This window comes from Paenibacillus gyeongsangnamensis, assembly GCF_027533625.1.
Taxonomy (GTDB): Bacteria; Bacillota; Bacilli; order Paenibacillales; family NBRC-103111; genus Paenibacillus_G; species Paenibacillus_G gyeongsangnamensis.
Genome location: NZ_JAQAGZ010000015.1, coordinates 83,738 through 95,787, shown reverse-complemented (window position 1 = coordinate 95,787; position 12,050 = coordinate 83,738). Strand labels below are relative to the sequence as shown.

Genomic DNA, 12,050 nt, shown 5'->3' with positions numbered 1-12,050 from the left:
TCATCTCCACTTTTCCAGTGGTGTTGAAGGTCCTTTTGCGTAATATTTGGGACCTGCTCACTCGTCCAACACTAAAAGTTGCTTTGGAAACCTCCCACGCCGTTGAGCCGTTGTTTTCCGTAGGCTACTGAAAGAATCCGCTGACCTAATTCGCAACCAAAGAATTGGTGGTTTATCAGATTTCACCATAAGACGAACGCGGATAAAAGGGAAAGGCAGGGAACAAAATAATTATGCGGACAGCATGAAGGAGGTTATTGACCGTGAGGATCCGGCTCATGATAGCGTTGGCTTTTGTGATCATCGCGTCAGGTTGCACCCAGGGTACGGCAAATCCAGAATCTTCACAAGGCACTCAAAGTGAAGGCGCAGGCGGAACGACAGGCGGAGGCGGGTCGTCTACAGCCTCGCAAAGCTCAGACAAGGGCAACACCGGTAAGAAGGAAGTTCCGCCTTCAGTAATATCAAAGGAGCAGGCGGATCAGATTAGCATGACCAGCACATATGAAGATATGGTGAAGCTAACCGGCTCCAAAGGCAAGCAGATTAAAGAAGAGAGCGGGAAGAAAACATACGAGTTTGCACTATCCAATCCAGTGGGATATTATTTGGCTCTAGTTTATTCAGACGATGGGAAATTAACCGAAAAACGAATATATCAGAAATAAAAATAACGCCACAGACTGACAAGGAGCTGTGGCTATTTCTTTTCTAAAGTGTTTCTTTTTTTGTAGACGAATACAAAAAAATTATATAACCAAAATATATAATAGATATCCATTTCTGAATTTTGATTCATGCTCTAAAAAAATCCAGAATTAATCCTGCAACAAATTTTGGAAAGATCGACCGCAAACCTAAAACCCTGGCCATTATGGATAAGGAGAGATTCATGCTATGCCAACTTCAAAAACCAATTCCAAGTCTCAACCTCTAGGAAAAATAACCGCACTGCTTCTTACGACGGGAATGATGGTTGGTACTGGAATATTCACCACATTGGGCGCAGCAACAGCCGAAGCCCGTAGCGGCATTTTGATTGCAATGCTCATTGGTGGAATCATTGCACTATTGACAGGTATCAGTGCCGCGCAGGTAGGCGCCAAATATCCGGAGGAAGGTGGTGCGTTCATTTGGATGCGCATATTTGGTTATCCTACGATCAGTTTTGCCGCGGGGATTTCATATTTAATAAAGGGAATTGTTGGACTTGGCATTGCCGCACTCGGGTTTGCGACCTATTCAGCGCAGATATTCCCCGGATTACCAATACCAATTACGGCAAGTATCGCCCTGCTTGCTGTTGCCGGCGTAAATTTCTTCGGAATAACACCCACTACAAAAGTAGTCATCGGTATATTCTTCATCAATCTGGTTCTTCTGGGGCTATATGTCGGTTTGGCCATGCCGAGCGTTAAGGTACAAAATCTGACCCCGGTTCTGGGGACCGGAATCACTGGTATCCTTGGCGGAGCAGCGACTTTTTTCTGGGCGTGGGATGGTTTTCAGCGTACGGCAATCATGGCGGATAAAGTCAAGAATCCACGCAAGACACTCCCCTTTGCCATTATTGGCGGAATTTCATTAGCCGCTATTATTTTCGTCATTCTTGCAGAGACTACGCTCGGTGTTCTTGGCGCTAACGCGATGGGGAAAAGCGATACACCGCTTTTGCTTGGAGCGAAGATTACCGGCTGGGGTATCTGGACGATTCTGTTATCTGCATGGATATTAGCATTTAGCGATCAACTGAGTGATCTGATGAGTACCTCCAAAGTTGGCCATGCCATGGGTGCAGAACATGAATTGCCGCATTGGTTTGGCACCGTTCACAAGCGGTTCAAAAGTCCGCAATACGTGATTTTACTTTTGACTATCGTGGCATTGGCACTCATAAATCTGGTTCCTTTGCGACGGCTTATACCGGTGGCAAGCGTCAGTACACTCATCTGGTATGTAGCAACTAACCTTTCCGCTATAAACCTCAGTAAGGAAAAACGTTTTACTCGGCCCATCGTTTCCTGGTTGGGTATTGCTGCGTGCATAGCGCTGTTCTTTTCATTACCCCGTTGGAGTGTCGTTGGGGCGATAGGATTCCTTTTACTCCTTATCGGAATTCGTTGGCTGTTTAAACGAGTAACCCAAAAAGCAGCCGTAGATACCGGAGGAAACTGGACAGTATCTGGTTTAACCTTGGCACAAGGCGATATCATTTCCGTTACCGCACAATATGCTGGTGATACAGCGAGTACAGAAGTAACGACGATCGTAGCCTCAGCGCCAATTCAAACGGAAGAACCAGTAATTTCTGGAACAATAACAGCTGCAGACATAACTGTATCTGGGAAAGCTCCTTCCGGCGCAAGTGTAGTGCTCAGCATTAACGGAGTGGCTCAAACAGCAGTTACAGCTACCGGTGGAAACTGGACCGTGTTTGGTTTAACCTTGGCACAAGGCGATTTCATTTCTGTAACGGCACAGTCTGCTGGTGAAACCATGAGTACAGCAGCAACAAAGATAGTAGCCCCAGCACCCCAGACCGTAGTACCCGTAACCATTTCAGGGACAGTAACAGAAGTAGATAAAACGGTGTCAGGGAAAGCCCCGTCCGGTGCCAGTGTAATGCTTAGCGTTAACGGAAAAGCCGAACCAGCAGTTGTAGCAACCGGTGGAAATTGGACTGTACCTGGTTTAACCTTGGCACAAGGCGATTCCATTTCCGTAACCGCTCAGTCTGCTGATGAAACAGTGCATACAGCAGCAATAACAACAGTAGCCCCAGCTCCACTTAAAACCGCTGAACCGGTAATTTCCGGGGTTGTAACAGCAGCAGATACAACTGTCTCAGGGACTGCTCCTTACGGAGCAAAAGTAGCGCTTAGCATTAACGGAAAAGCCCGTCCAGCGGTATTAGCCAGCAGCGGTAAGCCTTTGAGGACGATAGCATCAACGACTGCCGCAGCGCCGTTACAAACCGTACAACCAGTAATTTCTGGAATCGTAACGGCATCAGATACAACGGTGACAGGGACTGCCCCTTCCGGCGCAAGTGTAGTGCTAAGCGTTAACGGAGTGTCCCATCCGGCAGTGGTAGTTGCCGGCGGAAATTGGATGGTGGCCGGTTTAACCTTGGCACAAGGAGATTCCATTTCCGTAACGTCACAATCTGATGGTCAAATCGTAAGTACTGCAGCATCAACGAAAGTAGCAGCGCCAATTCAAACGGCAGAGCCGGTAATATCCAGATTAGTAGTAGCAGCAGATACGGCTGTGTCAGGTACTGCTCCTTCCGGCGCCAATATCGTGCTGAGCGTTAACGGAATACCCCGTCCGGCAGTGGTGGCTACCGGCGGAAACTGGATGGTATCAGGTTTAACCTTGGCAAAAGGCGATTCCATTTCCGTAACCGCACAGGCTGTTGGCCAAACCATAAGTGCGGCAGCAACGACGACAGTAGCCGCAAACTGGATTATGCCTGGTTCAAGCTTGGAACAACTCCCAGTCATTCCACCGTCTGATGGCCCAATGGTGAGTACGGCGGCATCAGTGGTTGCTGCAGAGCTGTTACAAACCGCACAGCCAGTAATATCCGGAATCATAATGGCAGCAGATACAACGGTATCAGGAACTGCCCCTTTCGGCGCAAGTATAGTGCTAAGCGTTAACGGAATACCCCGTCCGGCAATAGAAGCTACCGGTGGTAACTGGATGGTCTCTGGTTTGACCTTGGCGATAGGCGATTCCATTTCAGTAACGGCACAAGCTGTTGGCCAGACAGCGAGTGCGGCAGCATTAACGACGGTAGCTGCAAGCTGGATGATGCCCAGCCCAAACTTGGAACAATTCCCTATCATTCCACAGCCTGGCGGCCAAACTGGAAGTACGGCAGAAACGACGATCGAGTCGCAGCAAATCTAAGTCTAAGTAGTAACCTTTTGAATAAGGCAGAAATTTCACGGGCAAACTTTACTTCGGGTAACGCTTGTTACACCAAAAATTATGAGGTGTAGTTATCAGCATGGCTAACCAAGGATCGATTGTACAAAAAAGTCCGATTGGGTTTGATTCCCAGCGCTATCCCCCTTTTAATATTGCTGTTCTTGGCTCTAACCTATTCTGCCGGAGGTACATATGAAAAAAATTACCCTAGTCTTTTTGCTGATTACAGCTGTTTTCTTGCAACCGCTCAACTGGCCGGCTGACAAAATCTTCGCTGAAGAAAGAGGCGTCGAAAAACAACCCGTCTGGAAAAAGCTTGAACAAATTTTCAACCGAAAGGGCACGATACAAAACGACGTATTTAAAGTTACGTTTCCGCGTACCGATTTAAAAGTAAAAGTCGGCGAAGTCATGATCGAACCGGGTCTCGCACTTACCGGCTGGCTTGCTTTTAAGCCGCATGGAAACGAAACAATGATGATGGGTGATCTCGTCCTTCTGGAAACGGAATTGCCTCCGGTCATCTCAGAACTAAGCGGCAGCGGCATCGAGATAACAGCTTTACACAATCACCTCATTAACGAAATGCCAAGAGTGATGTATTTGCATGTTGCAGGATACGGCGAATCTACGAAGCTTGCCGAGAACGTAAAGGCGGCTTTAGCTAAGTCGGGTACTCCGCTTACTCCCCCTTCCAGCGTTCAACAACCTTCATCTTTCGATTGGTCAAAAGTTGAAGCCATTATGGGCCAAAAGGGTCATCGCAGCGGGAATCTTCTACAGTTCAATATTTCGCGCGCAGAACCGATAACGGAAAATCATATGGTGATTACGCCATCGATGGGAGTGGCTTCACCTATCAATTTTCAAGCAGTCGGAAACAAGGCAGCAATAACGGGAGACTTCGTCCTATTGGCAAACGAAGTGAACCCTGTCATTCGTGCTTTGACAGAACACGGTATTACCGTCACAGCAATCCATAATCACATGTTGGTTGAATCTCCACGACTATTCTTCATGCATTTCTGGGGATACGACGATCCCGAAAAATTGGCCCGGGGTCTGAAAGCGGCATTGGAAAAAACAAATCATTTAAAGAAATAATGAATGTCCATGTCAGCTTCGCGTGGCATCATCCGCGAAGCTGATATCGATTTATAGCGGACTTGAATTCCCTTGTTTACGAATCAATGATAATTTTTTACAGAATTTATTTACTGATTATTCATGTGACTATAGTTACATTAAAGTGATACTATGAGTACAATATTAAAATTAATAGGATGGTGATGCTTATCAAATGATATAACCTTCCGCATAATAATCTTTGGCCAAAAGTGGAAAGGAGGACTGAATATTTCCGTATTCACTGTTCTCTCAATATTGTTCTTTGTAATTGAACTATCTTCAGTTGCTTGGATTATTTGGATCATTCGTGCTGTCATTAAGGGACGCGGCCGCTGGAATAAAGTCCGCATCGCCATACTATTATTCGTTATCTTTAATGCATTGGTTGATATTTTTGCCTTTAAATATGTTCGTTATGGAACTTCATTCCTTATTAATGCAGAAAACTCTATAGCGGGCATGCGTGTCATCGCGGATATACCCATTAGCGGCGGCGGATTCCGTTATGATTATCAAAGCCTGGATCCGCAATCGAACCGTCTCTATATTGCCCACTTATGGTCAAGTTCGGTAACAGTGTTTGATACCGAAGGCCAGAAAGTCGTTGCAGACATTCCTGATATCGCCAGCGTTCATGGTGTCCTTGCGGTGCCTTCATTGGGAAAAGTGTTTGCCACAGCCTCCGGGAGCAAAGAAGTAATCGCCATTGACAATAAAACCTTGCATATTGTAGGCCGTACGCCCGGAGGTCAGTATCCTGATGGAATCGCTTACGATCCAGTGGACGGAAAACTCTTTGTCTCTGACGAATTTGGTGGTAAGGATATCGTCATTGACGCGCGGACTAACGAACGGATAGCCGAAATTCCCTTGGGCGGGGAGGTAGGCAATACTCAGTACGATCCGATTGAACACCGTATTCTGGCTGTCATACAGACACAAAATCAACTGGCATCTATTGATCCGAAGACGAACGTAGTCGTTGACAAGTATAATCTGCCCGGTTGTGAACATCCACATGGGTTGCTTATTGATGCCCAATCTCGGTTAGCTTTCGCAGCCTGTGACGACAATGCGAAACTTGCGGTTATCGATCTCAAAACCATGCAGGTCACTTCTCTGCAAACCGTCGGTGAGGATCCGGATGTTCTTGCCTTTGATGAAAGTTTGCATCGCTTATATGTAGCAGCGGAAAGCGGTGTGCTTGCGATATTTGAAGAACGTAACTCGGGAGGTGGAATTATTCTGGAAAAGATCACCCAAGGTTTTGTGGCTCCAGACGCTCATACCATTGCTGTGGACCAGAAAACGCATAGAGTCTACCTCCCACTCGAAAAAATCACCGGTCCGGTATTACGTATTATGGAGCCGATTGAATGATCAAAATATTGGCTTTTGTTAGACATTACTACTCGAGCGATAGTCACTCGCGCCACATTATTCCGAAGTGAATCCTGTCGTATCAATGTCAGATTCGGTTGCATCATCCGCGAAGCTGATATCACCAACAATGAAATTAAATAAAATACTGCCGCAACAATACCCACACGCCTTTAACCATCAAATCAACGTCCGCCTTTGCTCCAAGTGCATTTTGAATTCGAGTTTCCCACAGTTGCCAGACAATAAACACAAAGGTAATCATTCCAGTGACCGTTGTTTTTTGACAAAGCAAAGCCCCGAAACCATTATTTACATGATCCGGGGCAAACAGAATTATTTAGAAAGGAAGTTGTTCTTGCTATATTACTTAAAATAAATCAATTAAAGCGGACCTGAAATCCCCTGTTTACGAATCATAAAGAAGTGGCCTCCAAGTAATGCTAGTAGTATGGCTGGAAAAAAGAACACATGGATCGTAAAAAAGCGGGTTAACGTCTGAGCACCGGTTATTTCTCCACCTTGAAGGAACCTAGTTATGTAAGGACCGATGACCGGTGCCGAATTTGCAATCTGCAAACCGACTTTCGTAGCAAAGTATGCCTTGTTATCCCAGGGCAGCAGATAACCTGTAAATCCGAGCCCCATCATGACGAAGAAAATGAGCATCCCTACGACCCAGTTCATTTCCCTCGGACTTTTGTAAGAGCCTGTAAAGAAAACACGAAGCGTATGAAGAAACATCATTGTGATAATCAGGCTCGCTCCCCAAAAATGCATCCCCCGAACAATCACACCAAAAGCTACCTTATGTTGTAAGTAATCAACGCTCGCATAGGCATTCAAAATATCAGGCACGTAGTACATGGTTAAAAACATTCCGGATAAAATCTGAATTACGACAAGAAAAAAGGTTAAACCACCGAAACAATACACAAAGGCAGCAAAGTGGTGGGCAGGATTTACATGTTCGGGCACTTCATGATCGGCCACATCTCGCCACATGGGTGTAATATCAAGACGTTCGTCAATCCAATTATAGACTTTTTTAAACATTTTTATCCTCCTTTGATATAAATATGTAACTATGGTTACATTAATTTGAGTTGATAATACTTAATTTGTATTTAAATGCAATACTTAGGTTTTAAGTTAGATTTCAATGTCAAAAATAATACTTCAGCTATCTTACTTCACCCTATAAATAAATTGAGAATATCTAATAAAAAAAACAATAGTGCAGCAGCAAATAAAACATATGATCGTTTTTTTTTAGTTTTAAGATATTGAATACCCAATATCAAGAAAAAAGCACCTACAAGAACATTTTGTAAAGTATCTAATCCTACATTTGGATTATTCGAGTACAATCCAATTGTTTCAATAATTACAATAGATATAATCAATAAGACCTTAACTAAGTCGAAAGCTTTTTTTAACGATAAATATTTACTCTTTATTTCCATCACCCTTCACCATTTTCTTTAGTAAATTTGGTTTTTAATGGGTAATATGTCCTAATATTTATCTATTCATATACAAACCAATTCCTCAAGATCCTTGCAACATCGATGTTATCTCTTAAGCATGTACGTTCCATGCCTTCCCCAATCTTAACTTTTCCCAAATCTCCGACTTGTTGGAGAGAACTTCGATTATATTGCCATTTTCATCGTATACATGTATAGCGTTATTTCGGTCGAACTCCACATCACAATGTGTGCAATACCAGTGCTTTTCAGTAGCTATAAAATGAACGAAGCGGCTCTGCATGCAGACAGGACAATCTCTCGCATTCGGTTTTGATTTTCTAGTGTATTTCGTTTTTATGCTCTTTTTCTCAGGAAATTTCAAATTAAATTTAGAAATCCATACACGAACGGTTTGTGGAGTCACATTCCATTTTTCACAGATCCAATCGATAGTTTTACCTGCTTTTAAAAGTCCACTTAATGTCTCCTTTTCTGGTCTGTCAATTATTTTTTTGTTTGCCATTCTGCGCTCCTTATTTTGTAGTAATTTTAAAAAAACGCTTTAGAATGATCCTTTTTTATCCCCAGGTATTGCTAGTTGACAGCCTAAATGGAAGATTGATGTGATGGAACATTTTTGATTTTTATCAGGTCCGCGGTTGCAGCTCAAAAAATATAACTAAAGTTATAAAATACGTAACCACAGTTACATCATATTTGATATTGAGATATGATGCAATAAAGGGAATAGGAATATTTTGTGACAAGGCATATAGCGGGAAGGTTGGAGGCTAGGCATACGTGTAGATTGCTCCAAATTCTCAAAAAAAGCATCTCTCGTGCCAGCGTCACCGGCACCTCTCTTGTTAAGATATTGTGAAAGACCTTGAATTTATCGCCTTATAAGGATAGGCTAGAAAAAAAAGGCGGGGGTGTAACTACGGTTTCAATTTTAATAATAAAGGAGGTAAAAGTTACGTATTAAACGTCCAGTCATTTAGTAGTTGAAAAGTATACGTTGCCTTTTTGTATATTGTGTACATGGCACATATGTTTGAGGGAGGTTACTATCAATGAAAAAAAGATCTTTCCTGATTGGAACCGGCTTAGTACTATTAGTAATTGCAATCAGCATTATTGCGATGATTAAAGGTCCAGATGAAAAAAAAGCTATGGGGCATGCAGAAGCAACTTCCAATCAAGCCGTAAAGCCGGTTGACTGGGGAACAGTGGAGCAAGTGTTTGGCCGAAAAGGAACGGTAGACAATGATGTCTTGAAGGTTTCTTTTCCTCGTGAAGATTTGAAAGTCAGTGTTGGAGAAGTACCCATTGAACCTGGATTTGCCTTAACTTCTTGGGTTGCATTTAAACCGGTCAAAGATGGTGTAATGGTGATGGGGGATTTGGTCTTACTTCAATCTGAACTACCGGCCGTATTATCCGAGCTAACGAAAGTGCATATCGATGTGACTGCCATCCACAATCACTTAACGACGGAATCCCCTGCCATAACTTATGTTCACTATGAAGGACAAGGTGAAGCGGTTAAGTTGGTCCAGCAAATGAAGGCCGTCCTCTCCGTTACTAAAACACCTTTCGAACTACAGCAAACACAAGTACAATCAGAGACTCCAGGTTGGTCTAAAGTAGAGGCTATCTTAGGTTATAAAGGAAAAGCAAAAGGAAAAGTGATTGGATTTACGGTTCCGCGTCAGGAAAAGATTACTGAAATGGACGGAACGGTTATTCCGCCTTTTATGGGGACCGCTACGGCAATTAATTTCCAAGCCGTCGGACAGAAAGCTGCCATCACAGGCGACTTCGTTTTACTTGCAAATGAAGTTCCTTCCGTACAACGTGCTTTGACGAAAAATGGTATTACCGTTACCGCCATTCACAGTCATATGCTTCATGAGTCCCCCAAATTATACTTCATGCATTTTTGGAGTTTGGGGAATTCTGAGGATCTGGCCAAGGGATTAAAGGCGGCCTTGGAACAAACAAACGTTGAAAAACCAAAATAAATTCTAGAGAATCAAACGGCTTAGTCGTTCAATTAGCTTATAATCGTTTAATTATAAATGGTATATGAGCTTGATCCCGTAGTAGGCCATCTTTATGTCGATATCAGCTTCGCGGAGCAACATCAGCGAAGCTGATATCACCTTCCAGTCCACAAGTCAAAGGACGAGATGAACGACTGTGACTTTCTAAACGACGGTCTCACAACGTGCAAATACTTGACCGACAGCTCATACGATCCGGAGTATTCCTACATAAAAAAAGCCTGATTTCTCAAGCTTTCTTCTTCCCTTCATTTGTCTGCCCAGCTATCGCCTATGACTACATCCGCTACAACAGGAACACGTTTCAGGTACCGCGAGCCTGCCATTTCCATCGTGTTTTTCAAACAAATTGCCGCTTCCTCCGCGTAATCCTCAGGAGCTTCGAGAATGATTTCGTCATGAATCGTTCCTACCATCTTTGCCCCCGTGTCATTTAAAGCAGCAACCAGCATGCCCAAAGCCACTTTCGTAATATCTGCCGCGGTTCCTTGTACCGGCGTATTATATTGCCCCGTGACGCTCGGTTCTTTAGAAATCCTAAGCCTGCCGCTTAATGTTCGGGTTTCTGTGGACGGATGCTGTTTAACATGCTGGTGCCAACGCGCAATTCCGCTATACGCCTCAAAGAAACGGGTGCGGAATGTTTCCGCTTGTTCCAGGGTCATTTTGACGCCATAGGTCTCCTCGGCATAAGCCCGCAGGCCTTTGGCTCCCATGGCATAAATGAGTCCGAAATTAACCGCCTTGGCGGCTTGCCGTTCTTCTTTGGATACCTGTTCGATTTTTTTACTTGCCAGGAGCGAAGCTGTCAGGGCATGAATATCCTGCCCAAGTCTGTACGCTTCGATCATGGTGGCATCGCTGGAGATTTCCGCTACGATTCGCAGTTCAATTTGAGAGTAATCGGCTATAATCATTTGTGCCCGGGGGACGCTACGAAACATTCGCGAAATTCTTTCCCGCGCGGAATTTGCTGTAAATTGGGTCCGCCGCAGGAAAACCTTCCGGTAGATGCGCCTATCTGACGATAGCTCGAATGAATTCTTCCGGTAGCCTGATGGATCGTGGAGGGAATGCTATACATAAACGCTTGTATTGCTTTCGCCGCTTTACGATACTCCAGCAGCGTCCTTACAATGGGATAATCCATCGAGAGAGGTATTAACGAATGGCGGGAGGTATTCTTTAACAGTATCCCCTTTCCCCGAAGAGCCAACAATACTTGTTGATTGCTATCCAAATTCAGTCTGAATGCAGGCTCATCCCCGAACAGACAAAGCTGGACGGGCGAGGTATCAAGCTCCTGCAGCAAAGCAGCTGCCGCATGCTCTCGCGCAGCCTCGCATTGAGTCCGTAATTTGTCCCATCGTAAACGATCCAGCCTAATTCCTGTGAGTTCCATCTCTACAACCGCACGGATTCAATCGAACTCCAGCTTGGCAACATCAATCAAGCGATAACGCTTTAACTCTTTCACCAACACATCACGAAGACGCGGAAGAATGCAGGCATCTTCCGCTGCATAACGGATCTGCTCCAGTGTAAGGATTCCCGACCAATCGCTTGTTTGATTTTCTTTGTTCAAACGAATACCTAAATGATGCTCAGCCAGATCTTCGAGTCCATAGCGGTACAGGCCCGATACGGAACGAAGCAGCTGGGCTGCAATCATTGTATCGAAAAGCTGACCTCCAACAGGCAAATGGGCTTTTAGCAGAAATTTCAAATCGAACTTGGCGTTATGCAATATTTTAACCGTCGGACCGGCCAAAAAGTCTTGCAGCGCATGGAGGTCCTGAGCATCAAGCTCCCGCACGTCAATGACCAGCACCGGATAACCTTCAGCGGCAAGCTGAACAAGCCGAAGCTCATGAACGAAAGGATCAAGCCCTGTCGTTTCCGAATCGACGCCCACACACTTTATGCTCTTCAGTTTGGCAAGCTGCGTTTTCAAATCCAGCTCATCTTGCGGGAAAATCAGTAATTCCCTTCCCGTTGAAAGCATACATTGATCAACCTTTGCGCGTATGATAGTAGCGGGTAGCGCCCGCGAAGCTGACGCTAC

8 protein-coding genes and 1 pseudogene are annotated in these 12,050 nt (G+C 44.6%); 5 read left to right on the top strand and 4 right to left on the bottom strand.

Annotated features, from left to right (window positions below; all coding sequences use genetic code 11):
* Positions 1-263: 263 nt before the first annotated feature.
* The 4 genes from O9H85_RS22120 (at position 264) to O9H85_RS22105 (ending at position 6,447) form a co-directional block, all read left to right on the top strand.
* A complete protein-coding gene (locus O9H85_RS22120; protein WP_269883594.1) occupies positions 264-668 on the top strand; it encodes a hypothetical protein in 405 nt (134 codons plus the stop codon).
* A gap of 229 nt (positions 669-897) precedes the next feature.
* Positions 898-3,918, top strand: a complete 3,021-nt coding sequence (locus tag O9H85_RS22115) for an amino acid permease (RefSeq protein WP_269883593.1) — start codon at positions 898-900, stop codon at positions 3,916-3,918.
* A gap of 213 nt (positions 3,919-4,131) precedes the next feature.
* Positions 4,132-5,043, top strand: a complete 912-nt coding sequence (locus tag O9H85_RS22110; RefSeq protein ID WP_269883592.1) for a DUF1259 domain-containing protein — start codon at positions 4,132-4,134, stop codon at positions 5,041-5,043.
* Between the two features lie 279 nt (positions 5,044-5,322).
* Positions 5,323-6,447, top strand: a complete 1,125-nt coding sequence (locus O9H85_RS22105) for a YncE family protein (RefSeq protein ID WP_269883591.1) — start codon at positions 5,323-5,325, stop codon at positions 6,445-6,447.
* 384 nt (positions 6,448-6,831) lie between these two features.
* Here the strand turns inward: O9H85_RS22105 and qcrB are convergent, their stop codons facing one another.
* Positions 6,832-7,503: a menaquinol-cytochrome c reductase cytochrome b subunit gene (qcrB, locus tag O9H85_RS22100; RefSeq protein WP_269883590.1), complete on the bottom strand. Its 672-nt coding sequence runs from the start codon at positions 7,501-7,503 to the stop codon at positions 6,832-6,834.
* 525 nt (positions 7,504-8,028) lie between these two features.
* Positions 8,029-8,442: a helix-turn-helix domain-containing protein gene (locus O9H85_RS22095; RefSeq protein ID WP_269883589.1), complete on the bottom strand. Its 414-nt coding sequence runs from the start codon at positions 8,440-8,442 to the stop codon at positions 8,029-8,031.
* 550 nt (positions 8,443-8,992) lie between these two features.
* On the opposite strand from O9H85_RS22095, the gene O9H85_RS22090 reads away from it, so the two are divergent.
* On the top strand, positions 8,993-9,943 hold the full coding sequence (locus tag O9H85_RS22090; RefSeq protein ID WP_269883588.1) for a DUF1259 domain-containing protein: 951 nt from the start codon (positions 8,993-8,995) through the stop codon (positions 9,941-9,943).
* Between the two features lie 290 nt (positions 9,944-10,233).
* Here O9H85_RS22090 and O9H85_RS22080 read toward each other — a convergent pair.
* Together O9H85_RS22080 and O9H85_RS22075 are read right to left on the bottom strand one after the other, a co-directional pair.
* Positions 10,234-11,387: pseudogene (locus O9H85_RS22080) on the bottom strand (DNA polymerase).
* Between the two features lie 18 nt (positions 11,388-11,405).
* Positions 11,406-11,990: a 3'-5' exonuclease family protein gene (locus O9H85_RS22075; protein ID WP_269883587.1), complete on the bottom strand. Its 585-nt coding sequence runs from the start codon at positions 11,988-11,990 to the stop codon at positions 11,406-11,408.
* Positions 11,991-12,050 lie beyond the last annotated feature (60 nt).

Coding starts and splice junctions, on each gene's coding strand:
- O9H85_RS22075 (WP_269883587.1), bottom strand. CDS start 11,990: ATGCTTTCAACGGGAAGGGAATTACTGATTTTCCCGCAAGATGAGCTG.
- O9H85_RS22090 (WP_269883588.1), top strand. CDS start 8,993: ATGAAAAAAAGATCTTTCCTGATTGGAACCGGCTTAGTACTATTAGTA.
- O9H85_RS22115 (WP_269883593.1), top strand. CDS start 898: ATGCCAACTTCAAAAACCAATTCCAAGTCTCAACCTCTAGGAAAAATA.
- qcrB (WP_269883590.1), bottom strand. CDS start 7,503: ATGTTTAAAAAAGTCTATAATTGGATTGACGAACGTCTTGATATTACA.
- O9H85_RS22095 (WP_269883589.1), bottom strand. CDS start 8,442: ATGGCAAACAAAAAAATAATTGACAGACCAGAAAAGGAGACATTAAGT.
- O9H85_RS22110 (WP_269883592.1), top strand. CDS start 4,132: ATGAAAAAAATTACCCTAGTCTTTTTGCTGATTACAGCTGTTTTCTTG.